Here is a 21,398-nt window from a genome sequence, read left to right as displayed (position 1 = left end):
CCGAACTCTTCTCAATGCGGCAGTTATGTACTTTTATCGTAACTGATCAGTTACTTTTTCTTTTTATTCGCAGCAACACTCTGAGCATCCTGCGCATTCATTTATTTTCTTCACCTTTACAGCACAGACTTTATATTCCGGTGTACTGGAAATAGAATCCAGCGCATCACTGGTAATCCAGTTTGCACCGCCAAGATAGTGGAATGGCATCCAGCATTCACCCGGATTCGTCTTTTCGGATACACGGGCTTCTGCCTGAATTTCTCCTCTTCTGGAAGCAACAGATACCACTTCTCTGTCTGCAATACCAAGACGCTCGGCATCTTCTGTATTGATCTCGATAAAAGAGGTATGAGCAATCTCATTGATCTCCTCTGTCTTATCCGTCATCGCACAGGCATTATAATGATACAAAATACGTCCGGTCATCATGATCAGCGGATACTCTTCATCCGGAAGTTCCATGGACGGTGTATAAGCTGCCGGACGGAAATATCCCAGTCCTCTTGCGAACTTGCCCACATGCATGATTTCTGTACCAGGATGATCCTTCGCGGTACATGGCCACTGCAGTCCTTTTCCGGCCACTTCTTCACTATCCAGTCTTTCATGGCTGATTCCTGCAAAGGATGGTGTCACGGATGCAATCTCATCCATAATCTGTGCAGGAGTAAGATATGGCTGTGGATATCCCATTCTTCTCATAATCTCTGTAAAGATCCAGGTATCCGGTTTGGTATTACCTTTAATCTCTACTGCCTTACGCACACGCTGTACACGACGTTCGGTATTTGTAAAGGTTCCTTCTTTTTCTGCATAAGATCTTCCCGGTAAAATTACATCTGCAAGTTTCGCAGTCTCTGTCATGAACAATTCATCCACAACAAGGAAATCCAGGGAAGACAGACATTTGATGACATGATGAGTATTCGGATCGGTACGAACCGGATCTTCTCCGAAAATAAACAGACCTTTGATCTCACCGGTAACCATCTTCGGGAAACAATCGGTAGCTTTGGTTCCGATCTTCGGATTCAGTTTCACGCCCCATGCCTTTTCAAATTTTTCAAGTATACCAGGTTTATCAATATTCTGGTAACCAGGGAACTGATTTGGTGAAGCACCCATATCACAGGCACCCTGTACATTGTTCTGACCACGAATCGGGTTCACACCACATCCGCGTTTTCCAAGCTTTCCTACCATCATAGCCATGTTCGCCATAGACATAACGCCTTCTGTACCGGTATGATGTTCCGTAACGCCCAGACAATACATAATCGGTGCACGCTCTGCTGTCGCATAGATTCTTGCGGCTCTACGCAGGTCATCAGCATCAATGTTACAGATCTCAGCTACTCGTTCCGGTGTATAATCTTTCACCATTTCCTTCATAGCCTCAAAGTTCTCTGTACGTTCCTCGATAAACTTCTGGTCAATCAGATTTTCTTCAATAAATATGTGCATCATGCCATTGGCAAATGCCACATTTGTTCCAGGCTTCAATTTCAAATGAATTTCTGCCTTCTTTGCAATATCAATATCACGCGGATCTACTACAATCAGTCTTGCTCCGCGCTGCACTGCCTGACGCAGCTGCATTCCAAGTACCGGATGAGCTTCTTCCGGATTGGATCCTACTAATAAAATAGCATCCGATTCACGGGTGATATCGTAAATCGTATTTGTCATGGCTCCTGAGCCTAAAGTGGTTGCCAAACCGGCAACAGTAGGAGCGTGTCAAACGCGCGCGCAGTTATCGGTATTGTTGCTTTCAAACACTGTTCTTACCATTTTCTGAAGCATATAAATATCTTCATTGGTAGAACGTGAGCAGGCAAAACCGGCCAGCGCGTCACCTCCGTATTGATTTTTCAGTTCTGTGAACTTATTTGCTACCAGATCCAGAGCGTCATCCCAGGATGCTTCCTCGAATTCTCCGGTCTCATGATTCTTAATTAATGGCTGACGGATTCTTGTCTTATGATCTACAAAGTCAAAAGATCCGCTTCTGCCCTTTACACAAAGTAATCCATGGTTGGATGGTCCATCTGCACCTTCCACATCCACGATCTTTCCATCTTTTACAATCAGATCCATCTGACATCCTGTTGCACAATGCGGACAGGTTGTACGCACTCTCTTCTGTGCCTGATAAGGACGATACTTGTTTGTGCGTTTCATTACCAATGCACCGGTCGGACATGCCTGTACACAGTTACCGCAGGATTCACAGGTTCCGTCTGCCCAGAGACCCTCTCCATTTCCGATAATGGACTGGAATCCACGTTCCATTGTATCAATAGCACCACGTCCTACCAGCTGAGTACATGTGTTGACACATCTATGACAGAGAATACAAAGATTTGGATCATAGCGGAAAAACTTATTACTGTCATCAATTTCTCCACCGCTTTTTGCGCCTTCATAGCTAGTCTCTGATACGCCATATTCATAAGCGTAGTCCTGCAGCTTACAGTTGCCGTTTGCTTCACAGGAGAAACAATGTACATTATGATCTGATAAAAGAAGATCCAGTGTCATTCTTCTGGATTCAATTACTTTTTCAGACATAGTCAGTACTTCGTCACCCTCTGATACCTGAAGCGTACAGGCCGTATCAATTTTTGTTCTGCCGTTGTTTTTTACTTCTACCACACACATACGACATGAGCCGTCCGGAAGAAGATCCTCTATATAACATAATGTCGGGATCTTGATTCCTAACTTCTCTGCCGCATGAAGTATGGTCGTTCCTTTTTCGACTTCAACGGGAAAGCCGTCAATTGTTAATCGAACCATACGTGCCTCCTTCTTTTTCTTTTATTGACACAGGGTCACCAGATCTTTCACCCATGCACAGGCTTAAGTGAATTCCGATCTTTTGACCCTGGTATCATTATTTAATAGAAATTGCTCCAAATGAGCAGTTATCCATACAGGTACCACACTTGATACACTTGGTCTGATCAATGGTATGTGGTTCTTTCTTTTCTCCCGTGATGGCATTAACCGGACAGTTTCTTGCACACTTAGTACATCCCTTACACTTATCCGGATCAATCGTATATACTTTCATAGCTTCGCAGACATGTGCGCGACATTTGTTTTCCAGAATATGTTCTTCATATTCATGACGGAAGTTCTGCATCGTACTGATAACCGGAAGCGGTGCACTCTTGCCAAGACCACAAAGTGAACGAGACTGAATAAATTTCGCTGTCTCTTCCAGCTTATCCAGATCCTCCATCTTGCCTTCTCCTCTGGTGATCTTATTCAAAAGCTCCAGCATACGCTTCGTACCGATACGGCAAGGACCACATTTACCGCAGGATTCTCTCTGCGTGAATCCCATGAAGAACTTGGCTACGTCTACCATACAGGTATTCTCATCCATAACTACCAGTCCACCGGAACCGATGATGGCATTAAACTTCTTAACAGAGTCAAAATCCAACGGTTCGTCCAGATGCTTTTCTACCAGACATCCACCGGATGGTCCGCCGATCTGTACCGCTTTAAATGCTGCACCTTTCTTAATACCGCCGCCGATATCATAAATAATATGACGAAGAGTCGTTCCCATCGGAACCTCGATCAGTCCGGTATTTTCAATGGCACCTGTCAGTGAGAAAGTCTTCGTTCCGGTACTTCCTTCTGTACCAATTGTACGGTACCAGTCTGCTCCGTCCAGAATAATTCTTGCTACATTCGCATAAGTCTCTACGTTATTCAATACCGTAGGTTTCTCCCACAGACCTTTTTCAACGGTACGAGGTGGTTTTACACGAGGCATACCACGTTTACCTTCAATGGATGCTGTCAGAGCGGAACCTTCACCACATACGAAAGCTCCTGCACCGCGGTTGATATGTAAGTGGAAATCCACACCGGAACCAAGAATATTATCACCTAACAATCCATATTCTTCTGCCTGTGTAATGGCCAGTTTTAATCTTGCTACAGATAACGGGTACTCTGCACGCACATAAATGTAACCATCTTTGGCACCTACTGCATAAGCAGCGATGATCATACCTTCCATCAGCTTATATGGGTCACCTTCCATTACGGAACCATCCATGAATGCACCTGGGTCACCTTCATCACCGTTACATACTACATATTTTATATCAGACTGTATACGGGCTACCTGGCTCCATTTCTTTCCCATTGGGAAACCGGCACCGCCTCGTCCTCGAATACCGGATTTGGTAATCTCTTCTACAACTTCTTCCGGTGTCATCTCAAAAAATGCCTTCACAACTGCCTGGAATCCACCTGCTGCAATATATTCATCGATAGATTCTGCATCGATATTGCCACAGTGTTCCAGAACGATTCTGGTCTGCTGATTTAAGAAAGGGATATCTTCCGGATGTTCACATGGTTTTTCATCATGCTTGTAGAACAATCTCTCAATTGGCTCACCCTTTAATACCGTTTTTTCTATGATTTCTTTACAGTCTTCTATCTGTACATGTACGTACTGAAGATGCTGTGGTTCGATACGAACCAGAGGTCCCAGTTCACAAAGTCCCTGACATCCGGTTTTTGCAATACCGATATGCGGAACATCTTTCTGGGCTACAACCTCCACTCCGTCCAGATCCGCACAGAGTCTTTTCATCTCTTCATAAATCTTCATAGAACCGGAAGCAACACATCCGGTACCGCAACAGACAAGAATACGGCAGGTATAGGAATCTATTTTTTCCTGAGCTTCTGTCTGTTTCTTTAACAGATCTTCTTTGCTTGTAATACTCATGCCTTATTCTCCTCTCTTAATTCTCTGATTAATTTTACCGCTTTGTCCGGTGTCATCTTCGGATGAACGTCCTCATTTACCATCATGGTCGGAGCAAGTCCACAGGCACCAAGACAAGATACTGTCTCTACTGTAAAGAGCATATCATCTGTAGTGCACTTCTTTCCCTCAAGCCCCAGTTCTTTCATGATTGCATCCTTTACCGGCTGAGATTTACGAACATGACAGGCTGTACCGTCACAAACTTTGATGACATATTTTCCTTTTGCATCAAAAGAAAAGTTCTCATAAAAGGTTGCAACACTGTATGCTCTTGCTCTTGTTACTCCAATCTTGTCTGCGACATAGTTCAGCAGTTCTCCCGGCAGATAACGGTATTCCGCCTGAATATCCTGCATAATTGGAATCAGTGAAGCGGACTTTGGACCGTACAAAGCGATGATCTCATCTGCCTTTTCATAGTATGACTGGTCTAACATTCTTTTACCTCCTTTTAGTGTTCTTTTACCGCATTTTTCTATATTATACATGATTTTTTTTTTCTGAGCAATACTTCATGTCATTTTTTAACAATTTATCACTGTTCCTTTGTATATTTTTTGTTATTTTTGCAAAACAAGTCGGTTTTCCTTTGCTAACCAAAAAACAGCTTTCCACATATCGTGAAAAGCTGTTTCATATTTTTATTTATTTTCTTCCGAAGGAAAAATTGCTTTGTTTACAAAGAAGAAAATCACCATGGATACTCCTCCGTTTAACACTGTAGTTCCGATATTGTAGATAAAATCCGGTACAAACATTCCTGCTATGGCCACCCATACACAATTGATAGAATTTACAATACAGGTGATGATACAAAATGCCAGAAAATAAGCTCCGATCTGTTTTGCCAGATTGCCTTTGCTGCGAAATACCACATTTCTCTGTAACGGAAAATTCAGACATTCCCCAACTAACATAGCAATCATATAAGCGCAGAAATACGGAAGTCCACCATGAGCTGCATCATACCCCAGAATATTCCATTTAAAAGTTTCTCCAAAGAGTGTCACCGGAATACCCGGCCATCCAAAATCTACTACAGGAAGTCCTGCAAATGCCTTTGGCAGAAACTGTAATAAAACGTATTTAAATACTGTGATCAGATTGCTGACAATCACAAACAACCCACCTTCCCGAATCCATCGAGCAGCTATCGGATGCTTCCCGTCAAAACTCTGCCACCATTTCGCTAATCTGTTCATGTTATTTTTCTGCTCCTGTCTGTTCCAGTTTTTTCTCATAGGCTTTGTTTGCCTTAGCATTGACAAAATATCCTTTTATAATCTGTCCAAGCCCTCTGAAGAAATGACCATTCACTGCTGTCACCATACCATCTACCATATCCCGGCTGACTGCTCCTGCAGTCATTTTCGCAATTCCGCGAAATGGCATATTATAAATAAACAGAATATTCAGATCCGGTTTTCCCTTTGCTTCGCTTTTATTCTTCATACTTGTTAAAATACGATAGATCAGACGGGCAATCGGGCTTTTTGCATAATAAAGCTGACAGATCGCATCATTCTTATTCAGACTTCCGCTCCACTTGCCGGAAGGAATTTCATGTCCCAGAAGTTTTGCAAATTCACTGTCTGTTACATTCTGTATATCAGCATTATAGTAGGATGGAAGCATCTCTTTCTGATAAACATCCGGGATTTCTACTGTACTTCCTGCACGATGCACAGTCATGGTTTCATGAATTGCTTCACAGTTTTCTCCAACTGCCACCAGATATTCCCCTTCTTCGATTTCCCAGCCTCCGGTCTTGTTATTCCAATAGCGGAATGTTTTATCATCAAATGCAATGGATACGGTTCTGCTTTCTCCTACTTTCAAAAATACTTTTGTAAAGCCTTTCAGTTCCTTTTCCGGACGGAATACCCTTGCCTTTGGAAGCGATACGTACATCTGTACTACAGCTGCGCCATCTGTATCTCCTGTGTTTGTCACTTTTACAGAAATTCCATTTTCTTCTTCTTTCAAATCCGAAAAAGCAAACGTTGTATATGACAATCCATAACCAAATGGATATCTCACTGGTTTTTTTGCCGTATCGTAATAACGATATCCCACATAGATTCCTTCCCGGTACTGCGCGGTTCTCTCTTCACTTGGGAAATAATGATAAGCCGGTGTATCTTCATAATCAAGAGGGTAAGTTTCATTCAAATGACCGGATGGATTGACACGCCCGGTCAGTACATTGAGCATTGCAGATGCACTGGCCTGTCCTCCCAAATATCCATGCACAATTGCAGTCAGATTCTTTTCCCATGTCATCTCCGTTGCAGAACCGGCACTTAAGATTCCAATCACCGGTTTGCCGCACTGAAAAAGTTTTTCCAGCAAATCAATCTGATTCTGCGGGATCTTCATATGTGCACGATCCAGTCCTTCTGATTCGCTCAGTTCGTCCAGTCCGAAACAATACAAAATCACATCACTCTGACTGGCCACATGAAGTGCTTCCTGTTCCAGTGCTGTATCATTTTCACCGGTACGCCGGTAACCACGACACTTTCCTGCCAGCTGCAAATCATAGTGCATGATCTCGTTTTCCATGGTCTCCAGCCTGGTTGGATTCACCATAGATGAACCGGCTCCCTGATATCTTGGTTCAAAGGCAAAATCTCCGATCAACGCAACTTTTGTTCCTGCTTTTAAAGGAAGAACCTGTTTCTCATTTTTCAAAAGTACAATACTCTCTTCTGCTGCTTCTCTGGCAATTTCATGATGCTTTTTCTGATCAAATTCTGCTCCCCGCTTCTGAACGGAAAGTTCCAGAATCGCCTCCAGAAGATCGTCCACACATTGATCCAGTTCGTCCATCGAAAGTTTTTTTGACTCAACAGCTTCCAGAAGTTCTCTGGCTGAATCCAACCCCGGTGCAGGCATTTCCAGGTTCGAACGACAGGCTACACCTTTTGCATGATCATTGCTTGCACCCCAGTCTGTAACCACAATACCTTCAAATCCCCATTCTTTTCGCAGAATATCCAAAAGCAAATGCGGATTCTCATTCGCATAGGTTCCGTTGACCTCATTATAACTGGACATAATCGCTTTTGCTTTTCCTTCTTTTATGGCAATTTCAAATCCTGTCAGATAAATTTCTCTTAATGTTCTCTCATCCAGTACAGAATCCATAGCCATGCGGCGTAATTCCTGACTGTTTACCGCAAAATGTTTTGGGCAGGCATAAACGCCCTGACTTTGTATACCTCTGACGTAGGACGCTGCCATTTTTCCCGCCAGATAAGGATCCTCAGAAAAATACTCAAAATTCCTTCCACATAAAGGACTTCTCTTAATATTCAGTCCCGGTCCCAAAAGAACATCTACCTTCTGCGCTGCTGCTTCTTCTCCCAGCGCAGATCCCAACTTTTCTCCCAGTTCCGTATTCCAGCTATTTGCAATTGTTGCTGCGGTCGGAAAACAGGTTGCCGGCAGCGAAGCATTGAGACCAAGATGGTCTCCTTCGCCCGCCTGTCTGCGCAGTCCGTGAGGACCGTCTGAGCAGAAGATTGCCGGTATCTGCAGTCTTGGAATCTCCATGGTCTGCCAGACTGTTTTCCCACTCAGGATAGCTGCTTTTTCTTCCAGTGTCATCTTTGATGTCAGATCCTGATGTTTCATTATCCTGCCTTTCTTTATTCTGTTACCGTTGTATTTGCTGCTTTTCTTTTCTTATATTTCTTTAATGTCAGTACCTCCAGCGCAATCAGACACACGCCAAGAACTACATCGATACCGATCATCAGCTTCTGCCAGTCTGGCATACCGGTATTTAAGTTTTCTGCGTCATACGCTCTGCTGTTTACAGTAGTGTACAAAATATTCTTTGCTGCCTGACGCATTGCTTTTACTGAAGTGGCACTTGTAGTATCACTTACATGATTAGTTTCTGTATCATATGCCACTAACATACAGTCATTACCATTTCTGATAAAACGATCTGAATCCTGATAACCGTATACTCCATAATAATCAGTCAGTACAAAACCTCTGAAGCCCCATTCATCACGAAGGATATTGTTAAGCACTGTACTGTCTGCCTGTGCCGGTGTCGTGCCATAGAAATTAAATGCCGTCATCACAGCTTTTGCATCACTGTCTTTTACACACATTTCAAACGGTTTCAGATAAATTTCACGGGCTGACTGTTCATCAAACCAGGTACACAACTGATTGGTACGGTTGGTTTCCTGATCATTTAATGCAAAATGTTTGATATAAGCATAGACTCCTTTTGTTGCTGCACCTGCTACTGCATTTTCTGCAATGGCACCGGAAAGCAGTGGATCTTCAGAATAATATTCAAAATTACGTCCGGCAAATGCGCTTCTGTGAATATTCATAGCCGGTGCATACCATCCGGATACTCCCATCTGATCTGCCATTTCACCGATACTGGTTCCAAATGCAGTGGCAAGGTCCACATTCCATGTGTTGGCAATCATTACTCCTGCCGGGAATCCAATGGATCCTTTTCCGGTAAAGTTATTATTTATAGATGCCGGTCCGTCACAGTCTACTGTCTGTACCTTTCCGATCTCTTTTACAGGTGCTGTCTGATATCCGCCAAGTGCAATCAGCATATCCATATCACTTACAGTCAATTCATCCAACAGTTCATCCCATTTGGCATCCTCATAATCCAGACCACGAAGATCAGCCAGCTTCACGCCATTTTTGGCTCCGGTTGTCGGCATCTCATCCGCATCATTGTTTTCTGCTTCCGGATCATAATTACTGTTGTTAAAAAATGTTGCTTTGTCTTCCTCAGACATTGTATAATTCGTCGGTGCTGCTGTTGCATCTTCATAATTTGCAAAATGATCTGCACGTGAAAGATAAGTAATTTCTCCCCTTGCTGCATCCAGCTGGTTTGTTGCTACTATCTGATCTGTACTGCGGGCATTTTCATCGTATACCGTTGTTTTCTCTACTTTATAAGACTTTTCATCAATCATGGTATGTGAATCACTGCGAAGTGAGATCTTGTATTCTCCTTCTTCCAGCACATATGCTTTTGCATTCTGATCGTCATAGGATGCCATATCTTCTACATCAAAATCAATGGTCAGAGTTTCACTTGCTCCCGGTTCCAACACCTGAGTCTTGGCAAATCCGATCAGATTACAAGATGCTTTTTCAATTCCGCCATTGGTGTATGGTGGATTATAGTACACTTCTGCCACATCTTTGCCGGCTGTATCTCCTGTATTTGTAACCGTTACTTTTACAGTAATTTTACCATTTTCTTCTGTTACACTATCCAGTGTCTGCGCAAAAGTTGTATAAGAAAGTCCGTATCCAAACGGATAGGTCACCATCTCATCATAATCAATCAGACCTTCTTCTGCTGCTGTTTCCCAGAAACGGTATCCTACATAAATTCCATCCGTGTAGTTCACAAATTTTGGATTCACACCATCCACGGCGAATTCATTCATATTGTCATACTCAAAATCCCCAAAATTGTTAAATGTAGGTGTTTTTGTCAAATCTGCCACAAACGTGTCACTGGTTTTTCCGGATGGATTTACTTCACCGTTTAAAATTTTTCCAAGAGAATTAAAACCGGACTGACCTGTTCCAGGACACCATACCACACTCTTAATCTGTTCATAATCTGATACAAATCCCAGTTCCATAGTATTTGCCGCATTTACAACCAGAATAATATTATCATAATCTTCTGCTACACGATCCAGCATAGCCTGTTCTCTGTTTGAGAGTTCCAGATAATGCTTGGATGCATCCAGATCATCTTTATTTTCGCTATAACGAAGTCCTGAAGAACCAAATGTTCCGCCATCCTGGAAATTATCTTCCACATTTGGATCCAGGCTGGTTGGAAGATCGGCACCTTCACCGCCTGAACGTGCAATCACTACCATTGCTGTATCTGAATACTCTTTTGCTGATTCAAATATACCTGCATTATCGTATTCTTCCATAGAAGGCTCCGGAATTGTCCAGTCCTGTCCCCACATACCTACCGTAGGACGTGTGGAACGATACTCTTCATAAAACTTTACCAAATCCTGATTTACGTCAAAGCCTGCATTTTTCAGTCCTTCCAAAAGTGGAACTGTCGGATAAGCATCGGAAAGTCCACCGGAACCTGTACCTCCATAAATTGGATTCGTGGATGACCAGCCAAATACATTCAGCTTTGTTCCCTGTGCCAGAGGCAGTGTATTGTCATGATTCTGCAGAAGCACAATCCCTTCTTCTGCGATATCTTCACACAGTTCTGTCGCTGCAGCCGAAGTTTCTTCACTGATGGAACCTTCTCCCATCGCCAGCGAAATCATGCTGTACATTGGTCCTGTACAGATCAGATTCACAATAACTACAACAGACAGTAAAATTGCGATCCAGCCCTGCGCGCGGATCATTTTCTTTAATGGTTTATTCAGTTTGCTGACAGCGATCATCGCTATAATTATCACTGCAAAAATTATTCCAAGTGCAATCAGATAATTCTTACAGGAATTAAGGACATTGATCACGTCATCGATGTTAATAGCTAACATTCATTTTCCTCCTTCTTAGAGATTTCTCTTCTTTTTTATGCATAGAACTGTATCATATTTTTTTATTTTGTGCCGTTTGGGGCATGAAATGCATGATTTTTGCATGAAATGCAAACAAAACTAAAAAAGAGACTTTTCCAGTCCTGCATTGTTCTGTCTGGAAAATGTCTCTTCTATTTAAAAATATCTGTCTTTTCTATGTCAGCGGAATGAGAATACTCAATTCAAACCAATTGTTCTTTACACCAAAATTCACACTTCCGTCGTACTTCTGTACTGCATAACAAATACTTTTGATTCCAAATCCATGATTATCCTTATCCGCTTTACTGGTTGGCAAAATTCCGTGTTCATTCACTTCCACTTTTTCTTCACAATAATTCTCAACTTTAATAAATACAAAATTTTTCTTTGCTGATACCGTAAGATGAATCAGACGTTTTTCTTCTTCCGGAAGCAAAATAACACTCTCAATCGCATTATCCAACGCATTGCCAAAAATAGAACAGATATCTGTGACATGCATAAAATCCAGCAGTTTTCCGTCTGCTACGCAGGATATCTGTATCTTATTTCTTCGGCAATGAAAAATTTTAGCTGCAAGAATCGTATCCAGTACCTGGTTGCCGGTCTTATTCAAGCTTTCAAATGCACTGATCTCTTCTTCCATGACGTCCAGCCAGTCTTTTCGCTTCTGCTCATCAGTTTCTGCGCGGAGTCCTGCAATTTGATGTTTCAGATCATGATACTTCATATGAATCAGATCCAGACTGTCCTGATAATTGCGGTACTGATCGTACTGGCTGCGCAATAGCAAATTGATGGATGCCAGCTCTTTTTCAGCCGTATATTCACAAATTCTGCTCTGATAGGCATGCAGTACTGCTATTCCAACCAGATCCACCAATGTTCGGATATTAAAAATATCCCGTAAAATAGATGCGGAAAACGGTGATTCCACTGACAGATAGCTGAGATTGCTGAATGCAAAAATCAATGCTGCAATTCCCACTGCAAATCCCGTTTCTTTCCATGTCACCTGCTTCAGTATACCAGCTGTTATCAATGGTTTTTCCAGATAATACATCACCAGAATACAGAGCACATAAACAGCAGTCAGCAACAAACCTCTTGCCAGTATATTCTGCCCAAACAGCCATTTCCACCCAAAGGAACATAACTGCCATTCCAATGAAGCCATAAATTCTGCCAAAATAAATGCTCTGGCACAGCAATACCCGGTTTCCCGGATCGTAAGCTGTCCTGCAAGACAAATATAGCCAAACATGAGCCCTACTGCCATTATCATACAGGGAATCCACAGATACACCGCCACATTATCGGTGCTTACAAGAAATCCAGTCTGGACAATCAGAAAAACTCCTGCCAAAAGAATGTTCTTCGTTTCTTTTTTGATCCCTCCGATCAGATTCACATACAACAGACAGGCTGACCATTCTGCAAGTGCTGTATAATATCTTGGAATATCCTGTACTACATTCATTGCTATCCCTCATCCATATACTGTATTAACAGTTCCATAAATTCCTTTTTCCGACTCCGACTGACAGGAACCCGCTCACCTTCAATGATACAATCACTGCCGCTGATCCCATCTACCCGCTTCATATTTACAAGAAAGCCTTTTCCACACCGAAAAAATCCATAAGGTTTCATTGTCGCCTCCAGTTCTTTCAGAGCCGTTCTGGATAAATACTTTCCGGATTCCATCCGATAGATCACATTGTGCCCTACACTTTCAATGTAAAGAATCTCTGCCACATTCAGCTTCTTAACCCCATCTTCTACCGGGACTTTAAGAAATACCTCTGTCTTTTTCTGTATTCTTCCAATTGCCTTATCCAGCTTTTGTGAAAAGGCAAAATATTCCACCGGTTTCACCACATAATCCATTGCATCCACTTCGTACCCGCGCACTGCATATTGAATCATATTGGTAATAAACATCAGCACCACTTCAGAATCCAGTTCTCGTATTTTCTCTGCAGCTGTCATACCATCCATAAAACGCATCTGGATATCCAGAAGAATGATATCATACTCCCCCTTATAACCGGACACAATATCTTCTCCGTCCTGAAACCATGTTACCTTTATCTGTTTTTTTCGTTCTTCTGCATATTTACTGATGTAATTCTGAAGCTGCCCTGCATATAATTCTTCATCTTCCACCACTGCAATCCGAATCATTGCTCTTCTCTCCGTCTTCTCCGGTCAGTTGATTACATAACCGGTAATAACTGCCTCTGTTTCTCAGAAGCTCCTCATGGCTTATTCTTTTCACACACACCAGAAACAGATCTTAACTTTCTTTCCCTCTGCCTCCAGATTATCAATTAACTCTAATGCCAGTTCTTTCTTCTTTTCCCGGTCAATATGAAGTGCTGTATAATTTTCATTTAATGCATTGCCAAAGAAAAAATTAATTTCTGTCGCTTCTGTAAAAAGAATACGAAATAGTTCCGCTGCTCCATCCTTCTTTTTTATAAGACGATTAAAATAGAGGCGGTCTTCACTGAAATCCTCATAATATTCCATCAGCTTCTGTAATGTCAGCAGTCCTTCTGTTACCAGATCAATCCCTTTGATTTCTGACATTGCAGGGACATCTTCGCTTCCGGAATCAGGAATATTGATCACTTTTGTATGAAGATAGTCTGCAACCAATTTTGCTGTCGTACCACCGCATACTACATGCATTCCTTCTTTCTGGAAAAATGTTTCAAAATAACTTCTGTCATCTTCCCGATCCGCCGGTGGTCCTACCATAATATTAACCGTTTTTTTCTTCATACCCTTCATAACAAGAACCGTCAGATCATCATCCGTTTCATCCAGATTAAGATCCAGTCCTGCGTTGCCTATTGCGGAAGCTATTTCCTGTGCACTGATTTCTTCGCGCCAGCGCTGTTCACAGAATTTAACAACTTCTTCTCTTCCCCAGCCTCCGTATGTTGTCTTCCCCATACCAGCATTGGTCACGCCATCGCTCATGAGGATCAGCATATCGCCTTCCTGAAACTGAAAATAACTCTGATGTATTTCTTTTTCTCCAAACATCTGGATATCCCGACGATAGTCTATACTTTTTCCGTTTCGCAGCAAAATAGCATCCGGATTATCATACTGCAACAGACAAATTTCGTTTTCCTGTGCAACCATTACCGTAAAAGTAGCATAAGCAAGATTTCGTACACTGCATACCGGAAGCGTATCTGCTACTGCTTTTACAGCTGTACGGATAGCAACCTTTCCGGCAATCATGATACTGAGCATTTTGGCAGTCAACGTAGCCAGAATATTTGCTTTTACTCCGCTTCCCAGACCATCTGAAAGCACCAATACAGAAGACTCCGGTTCTGTTATTATAGTATAATAATCCCCACAGATTTTTTCTTTCTTTTTATTAAGACTGACTTTTCCAAAATCAATGGGAATCTCTCCGATCATCTGTATGGTCTTACTTTTTTTATTCTCCATTTTTACTCCACATCCTGCTGAATTGTCTGTTTCAATTCTTCGATTGCCACCTTGGTATCTGCCGCAGTTTCACCTAACAGACTGGCGATCTCATGGACAATCTTAAGCTGTTCCTCTGCCAGCTTATCTGCCATCTGAACCGCATCCGCCTGGGCACGTCTCTGCTTTTTCTGCCTTTCTTTTTCTTTGGTTACATCTTTCATAATACACAGAATCAGCTTATTTTTCCGGTCATTGGTAATAACCCGTTCTATATAACGTCTCTGTTCTTCCAGATAAACACAGTCCTGCTCGATCTCGCGGTCAAAAGCAATCATATTCACCATGGCATAATCATCCATAATCTCATTCAACTGTTTTCCAAGGAGATGCTTTTTCCTTGAAATATCAAAGAGATCTTTTGCTGCTTTATTTAACTGCACAATATTCAGCTGATAGTCCACTGTCACAAGAAGTCCCGGCATGGCATTGATAATAATATTAGCATAATCTTCCTGTTTTTCCCTCATATATGGAATACACATAGACACTTCTGCCTTTCCCTGGATAACCGCTACTGCCTTGGCACGGCAGGTATCATATCCACAGGCGCCGCAGTTCAGTTCATCTTCTCTGGTGTATTTACCCATCTCCTGTAATACATGCGTAACCTGCTCTCTGGTAATAGCTTTTTCCGGATAAGATTCCTCCGGTATAAATCTTCTAGTTGTAATATCCGGCATCTCCATATGGTAATCTTTCTGATAATCCGGCCGGCCTTCCGGCATGGATATCTGTCGAATGGCAATCAGAGCATCCAAAAGTTTCTTTTCTCTCTTCTGAGAATACGGACCGCCAATACATCCATTGGCACAGGCATTCATCTCAATAAAATAGTCCTGATATTCCCCTGTCTGTAGCTCTTTGAGAATCTCCCTGCACTGATCCATCCCATCCACAGACAGATACTTCTGCCCTTCCACCGGCTGCATCGCCTGTATCAGACCGCCGCTGACCGCCGTCATTCTGGACAGATATACTTCTTCTGGCAGTTTGCCCTGTTCCTGCTGCTGTGGCATGTCATCCATCCAGTTGCTCAGTTCCCGGAACGTAATAACATAATCCATCTGTGCCTGCCGCTCCTTTAATTCTGACATCACCGAAATACATGGACTGACATAGACCAGCACAGCATCAGGATACTGTTTCCTTAAATACTGTGCATGCATCTGCATGGCGGAACAGACTGGGGCCAGATACTCTGTCAGATGTGGATACTTCTTTTCAATCAGTCGTACCACTACCGGACAGTTGGAAGAAATCATCATTTTCTGCTGATACTGTGCTTCCAGAATTCGGGTATATTCCTGCTTCATCATAGCTGCACCCTGAGCTGCATCAAAAACTTTCCAGAACCCCATCTTCTGAAGCTTCTCTTCCAGAAGATGCACACTGTTCCACCCATATCTGACAAGGTACGCTGGATGCACGGAAGCAATTACTTTCTTTCCAGCAGCAATCTCCTTCTGAATATCCGGAATATCATCATGTTCCACCTTGGCATGCTGTGGACAGACCGATGTACATTTTTCACAGAGAATACACTGATCTTCGATAATCTGCGCCTGCTGGTTTTCCACACGGATTGCTTTCACCGGACAGTTTCGGATACACTTATAGCAGTTTTTACAGTTGGCAGTACGAAACTGCAAAATAGATGTTCGCTTCATGCTGCTGCCCCTCTATCTTCCGTTCCAGTTTTTCTTCTGAAGCTTTTTCTTCAATATACGAATCTCCCGGTTCTTTGCTTCCAGTTCTGCTTCCAGCTGTTCAATATACTGATCCTTGGAACCAAGCATCAGATGTTTCTCCTGTGCGTAGTTTTTGGTCTTTTTCAGTGTCTTTACCGTAGTATCTGCCAGACTCAGAGAAGCTTCCGCCACAGTTCCCACTACCTTTTCCCGGAAGTCCTTATCCATGACCCTGTCTGTAACCAGCTGGGCTGTCCCGCCAATGATCTCAGCACTTTTTTTCATCATTTGTTTCAATTCCATATTCCGATCCCCCTTGCCTTTTTCTCTTATTTTAATGTGATTTCTCCGGTGCGTCAATTGCCAAAAAAGATAGAAAAAAAACCTCCGGTCATCGAATTGATGGCCAGAGGTTCCTGTTTCAAAAATCTTATTCTGCTGTCTCTTCTTCTTCTGTCTCCGGTATCTCTGCATTACGTGGTGCAATGACGCTGACAACCGGTGCATCCATATGTGTTGTAATATCGATATCTTTGTCTTTCGCGATATCCAGATCTGCAACTTTCAGTGTGTCACCAAGCTTCAAGGTGCTACAGTCTACAATGACTTTTTCAACCAGTGCCGATGGTTCTGCCTTGTAAGCGATCTCTGTCAGAAGCTGGTCAACCACTCCGCCAACTACCATTTCTTTATTGTGTAATACGATTTCTGCTACGGAATGTACTTTTTCACCTTTGACCAGTGCCTGGAAATCCATCTCCATAATCTCATTCTTCATAGAGTTGTAATCCATCTCTTTGACCAGTACATCGTATGTGGTGCCTTCCAGATCCAGTAATACCTGACTGCCCTTCATACATTCACGTAAAAGACGTTCAGCTTCTTTGCGTTCAATCTTCAGTGGAATAGATTCCTTAATCTCTTTTCCAAAAAGATTTCCTGTAACAAAACCTTCTCTTCTCAGTTTTTTTGCCTTAGTTTCCATGTCTCTTTTTTGCACTTTGTAAGTATTCATTTATCTTTTCCTCCATTGATACAAATAGTAAACAGGGATGTTTTGCGAAAGAGTCATTACTGAGTGACGATTCGTTTTCTCTTGTTTCGCTTCGCATTGTAGTCCTATTTTTCTTATTTTGCAATAGTTTTCTGATAATTTCACAGAATGTTCACAAAGTGCGTGGCTCTGAACATCTATACATATATCTTCTTTACAACACCATTCCAATTACTCTCACCCCAAAGGCTGCCACCCAGGCAATCGCACACTGCCAGATCACTACGGCAATTGCCCATTTTCCTCCAAGTTCTCTCTTAATTGTGCTGATTGCCGCCACACATGGCGTGTACAGCAGACTGAACACCAGAAGAGATGCTGCTGATAAAGTGGTCAGCGCATTTCCCACACCACCGGCGAACAGAATTCCCAGTGTGGATACTACACTTTCTTTTGCCATAAAGCCACTGATCAGAGATACTATAATTCTCCAGTCTCCCAATCCAAGAGGAACAAACAGTGGTGCAATCCATCCGGCTACCATAGCCAGAATACTCTTTGAAGAATCTGTCACCAGATTAAAGGTCAGATCAAAACTCTGAAGGAACCATACCACAATGGTTGCCAGAAGAATCACCGTAAACGCTCTCTGAAGGAAATCCTTAGCCTTTTCCCACAGGAGCTGTCCCACATTTTTCACTCCTGGGAGCCTGTAATTCGGGAGCTCCATAACAAATGGTACTGCTTCCCCTTTAAACAATGTTCCTTTGAATAAAAATGCAGCCAGTATGCCAATGCAGATATCCAGTACATACAGCCCAGTCATAATGAATCCGCCTTTTCCAGGGAAAAATGCATTGACAAAGAATGCATAGATTGGCAGCTTCGCCGTACAACTCATAAATGGTGTCAATAAGATGGTCATTTTACGGTCACGCTCACTTGGCAGGGTTCTGGTCGCCATAACAGCCGGAACCGTACAGCCAAACCCTATCAGGAGGGGTACGATACTTCTTCCGGAAAGCCCGATCTTTCGTAACAGCTTGTCCATGAAAAATGCGACTCTCGCTATGTACCCACTGTCCTCCATCAATGACAGGAATAAGAACAGTGTCACAATAATTGGAAGGAAGGATAACACAGATCCTACTCCGGTAAAAATACCGTCAATAATCAAGCCATGCAACGCACTGTTTACCTGCGCCGCTGTCAGTGCAGAATCTACCACTTCTGTCAGAGCCGTCACTCCCATCTCCAGGAGACTTTGCAGCCATGCTCCGATGACATTAAATGTCAGATAGAAAACAGCCAGCATAATTCCGACAAAACATGGTATGGCTGTATATTTTCCAGTGAGGAGCCTGTCTATTTTTTCACTGCGGATTCGTTCTTTGCTTTCCTTTGGCTTCACTACCGTCTGTTCACAGACTTTTTCAATAAAAGAAAAACGCATATCAGCCATTGCTGCACTGCGGTCCAGTCCCCGTTCTTTTTCCATCTGAAGAATCAGATGTTCGATAGTCTCAATTTCATTTTGATCCAGTTCCAGCTGCTTCTCGATCAGATGATCACCTTCAATCAACTTAGATGCCGCAAACCGGATGGGGATCCCGGCATGCTCTGCATGATCCTGTATCAGATGACAGACTGAATGAATGCAGCGGTGTACTGCTCCGTTAAAATCGTTTTCATCGCAGAAGTCCTGTCTGCCCGGACGTTCCTGATATTTTGCAATGTGTATAGCATGCTTCACCAGTTCATCCACGCCCTCATTCTTTGCTGCGGAAATAGGCACAACCGGTACGCCCAGCATGGCTTCCATGGCATTTACATCAATAGAACCGCCATTGCCGATCAGCTCATCCATCATATTCAACGCCACCACCATCGGTACATTCATCTCAAGAAGCTGCATAGTCAGATACAGATTTCTCTGAATATTGGTGGCATCTACGATATTAATAATTGCTTTTGGTTTGTCTTCCAGTACAAAATTACGAGACACAATCTCTTCACTGGTATACGGGGACATAGAATAAATTCCAGGGAGATCGGTAATCCGTGTATTTTCATATCCCCGAATGGATCCATCCTTCCGATCTACCGTCACACCTGGGAAATTACCCACATGCTGATTGGCTCCGGTCAACTGATTAAACAATGTGGTCTTTCCGCAATTCTGATTACCTACCAAGGCATAGGTCAGTGTCGTTCCTTCCGGGAGCGGATTGCCGTCTCCTTTGGCATGATACTTTCCATCTTCTCCCAGCCCCGGGTGTATCGACTGATTAATGTCGCTTGCTCCTTCATGCTTTCTTGTTCTCTGTTCGATTGGCCGGATCCCGATCTGATCCGCATCTGCCAACCGCAGAGTCAGTTCATATCCATGGATCTGCAATTCCATCGGGTCTCCCATCGGTGCCAGCTTCACCACAGTCACCTCTGCCCCCGGTATCACGCCCATGTCCAGGAAATGCTGCCGCAGGGCACCTTCCCCGCCAACCGTGCAGATTACTGCACTTTGTCCTATCTGTAACTCCTTCAGTGTCATACTTAAGTCCTTCCTTTCCGCATTAAATCGAACTTTATCTGAAGTACATATCCTGTCTATTATAGGTACATCCTGATTTACTTTCAAGTAATAACAGCAAACTTTTTATGAGATTGGTAAAAGTGGACTCAGCAGATTCCATACCACGTTCATGATACCTGCCAGTATCATCGCCAGAATAGGATTCTTCTTTTTCTTCCAGACCAGCCAAAAGCAAATCAGAAAAATTGCCACCAGATGCCATCTGACAGTTACAGGCTGTATGATTCCTTCTGAACCCCAGAATGTCGCAATCAGTATGGATACACCTGCCGACGCTATCAACGCTACCACCGCAGGGCGCAGTGTGCCCAGCACCCCCTGCAGCATATCCATCTTCCGGTAGCGCAGATACAGTCTTGCCAATACCGTTACGATCAAACAGGATGGCAGAATACATCCAAATGTGGCTACCAGTGCACCAGGTATCCCAGCAATCTTAATTCCCACAAAAGTTGCAGAATTCACTGCTATCGGTCCCGGCGTCATCTGGGAAATCGTGATCAGATCTGTGAATTCTGACATGGTCATCCACTGATGTGTCTGTACCACTTGTCCCTGAATCAGTGGCATGGCTGCATAACCGCCGCCAAAGCTGAACATTCCGATCTGCAGGAAGCTTAAGAATAATTGTAGATAGATCATGACTTCATCCTCCTTTTTGAGAATGTAATCAGTATTCCCAGTAAGCCACAGGCCAGAATGATATATACTGTATTGATCTGCCAGATCACAGATGCTGCAAACGCTGCTGCCATGATCAGAAGTGATATTGTATTTCTCTCTTTTACAATTCCGGATGCCATCTCGAAAGTCACTGAAGCAATCACAGCTCCCACGCCTGACTGCATACCTTCCAGCATCCATGCCACCAGTTGATTACTTCGAAATGCCTGATAACAGACAGAGACTGCGGCTATGATCAGGAACGGCGGTATCACCGTTCCAAGAACCGCAGTCAGTACACCGGCTATTCCAGCCAGCTTATAGCCCACCACAATTGCCCCGTTCACTGCAATCGCTCCCGGTGAAGACTGGGCAATTGCCACCAGATCCAGCATCTCCTCCTCGTCAATCCAGTGAAGTTCATCCACAAACTGCTTCTTCATCAGGGTGACGATCACATAACCACCGCCGAAAGTAAGAGCACTCAGGTATAATGTGGAAAAAAATAGTTTTCTTAATAGTTTTATATTCTTATTTTTTAATTGATTCATATGTTATA

15 protein-coding genes are annotated in these 21,398 nt (G+C 43.0%); all 15 read right to left on the bottom strand.

Going from position 1 to position 21,398, the window contains the following annotated elements; all coding sequences use genetic code 11:
• Positions 1 to 63: 63 nt before the first annotated feature.
• The gene (gene fdhF / locus H8716_RS10080) at positions 64 to 2,802 is read right to left on the bottom strand and encodes a formate dehydrogenase subunit alpha (protein WP_249308614.1); all 2,739 of its coding nucleotides are present in this window, start codon (positions 2,800 to 2,802) and stop codon (positions 64 to 66) included.
• Positions 2,803 to 2,899: 97 nt separating this feature from the next.
• On the bottom strand, positions 2,900 to 4,768 hold the full coding sequence (locus H8716_RS10075; protein WP_249308611.1) for an NADH-quinone oxidoreductase subunit NuoF: 1,869 nt from the start codon (positions 4,766 to 4,768) through the stop codon (positions 2,900 to 2,902).
• Positions 4,765 to 5,247, bottom strand: a complete 483-nt coding sequence (locus tag H8716_RS10070) for a complex I 24 kDa subunit family protein (RefSeq protein ID WP_117447506.1) — start codon at positions 5,245 to 5,247, stop codon at positions 4,765 to 4,767. The genes H8716_RS10075 and H8716_RS10070 overlap by 4 nt, the downstream gene beginning before the upstream one ends.
• A 204-nt stretch (positions 5,248 to 5,451) precedes the next feature.
• Entirely contained in the window at positions 5,452 to 6,012 is a 561-nt protein-coding gene (locus tag H8716_RS10065; protein ID WP_249308609.1) for a GtrA family protein, read from the bottom strand.
• A gap of 1 nt (position 6,013) precedes the next feature.
• Positions 6,014 to 8,449, bottom strand: a complete 2,436-nt coding sequence (locus H8716_RS10060; protein WP_249308606.1) for a glycoside hydrolase family 3 C-terminal domain-containing protein — start codon at positions 8,447 to 8,449, stop codon at positions 6,014 to 6,016.
• Between the two features lie 14 nt (positions 8,450 to 8,463).
• Complete coding sequence (locus H8716_RS10055; protein ID WP_249308605.1) at positions 8,464 to 11,358, bottom strand: glycoside hydrolase family 3 N-terminal domain-containing protein; 2,895 nt, start codon at positions 11,356 to 11,358, stop codon at positions 8,464 to 8,466.
• Between the two features lie 196 nt (positions 11,359 to 11,554).
• Positions 11,555 to 12,862, bottom strand: coding sequence for an ATP-binding protein (locus tag H8716_RS10050; protein WP_249308602.1), 1,308 nt, complete (start codon positions 12,860 to 12,862; stop codon positions 11,555 to 11,557).
• 2 nt (positions 12,863 to 12,864) lie between these two features.
• Entirely contained in the window at positions 12,865 to 13,569 is a 705-nt protein-coding gene (locus H8716_RS10045; protein ID WP_249308600.1) for a LytR/AlgR family response regulator transcription factor, read from the bottom strand.
• Positions 13,570 to 13,659: 90 nt separating this feature from the next.
• A complete protein-coding gene (locus H8716_RS10040) occupies positions 13,660 to 14,859 on the bottom strand; it encodes a SpoIIE family protein phosphatase (RefSeq protein WP_249308598.1) in 1,200 nt (399 codons plus the stop codon).
• A 2-nt stretch (positions 14,860 to 14,861) separates the two neighbouring features.
• Positions 14,862 to 16,568 carry a [Fe-Fe] hydrogenase large subunit C-terminal domain-containing protein gene (locus H8716_RS10035; protein WP_249308596.1) on the bottom strand — a complete coding sequence of 569 codons (1,707 nt, stop codon included), beginning with the start codon at positions 16,566 to 16,568 and terminating at the stop codon, positions 14,862 to 14,864.
• A gap of 12 nt (positions 16,569 to 16,580) precedes the next feature.
• Complete coding sequence (locus H8716_RS10030) at positions 16,581 to 16,892, bottom strand: hypothetical protein (RefSeq protein ID WP_249308594.1); 312 nt, start codon at positions 16,890 to 16,892, stop codon at positions 16,581 to 16,583.
• A 127-nt stretch (positions 16,893 to 17,019) separates the two neighbouring features.
• Entirely contained in the window at positions 17,020 to 17,604 is a 585-nt protein-coding gene (locus tag H8716_RS10025) for a 50S ribosomal protein L25 (RefSeq protein WP_249308592.1), read from the bottom strand.
• A 193-nt stretch (positions 17,605 to 17,797) separates the two neighbouring features.
• The gene (feoB, locus tag H8716_RS10020) at positions 17,798 to 20,134 is read right to left on the bottom strand and encodes a ferrous iron transport protein B (RefSeq protein ID WP_249308591.1); all 2,337 of its coding nucleotides are present in this window, start codon (positions 20,132 to 20,134) and stop codon (positions 17,798 to 17,800) included.
• A 105-nt stretch (positions 20,135 to 20,239) separates the two neighbouring features.
• Positions 20,240 to 20,818 carry a chromate transporter gene (locus H8716_RS10015; protein WP_249308590.1) on the bottom strand — a complete coding sequence of 193 codons (579 nt, stop codon included), beginning with the start codon at positions 20,816 to 20,818 and terminating at the stop codon, positions 20,240 to 20,242.
• Positions 20,815 to 21,390, bottom strand: a complete 576-nt coding sequence (locus H8716_RS10010) for a chromate transporter (protein WP_249308589.1) — start codon at positions 21,388 to 21,390, stop codon at positions 20,815 to 20,817. Before H8716_RS10010 ends, H8716_RS10015 begins: the two co-directional genes overlap by 4 nt.
• Positions 21,391 to 21,398: the final 8 nt, after the last annotated feature.

Source organism: Jingyaoa shaoxingensis, from assembly GCF_014385005.1.
In the GTDB taxonomy this organism is placed as follows: Bacteria; Bacillota; Clostridia; order Lachnospirales; family Lachnospiraceae; genus Marvinbryantia; species Marvinbryantia shaoxingensis.
Note: the sequence above shows the minus strand (reverse complement) of the source record. Positions and strands in the feature narration are given on the sequence as shown.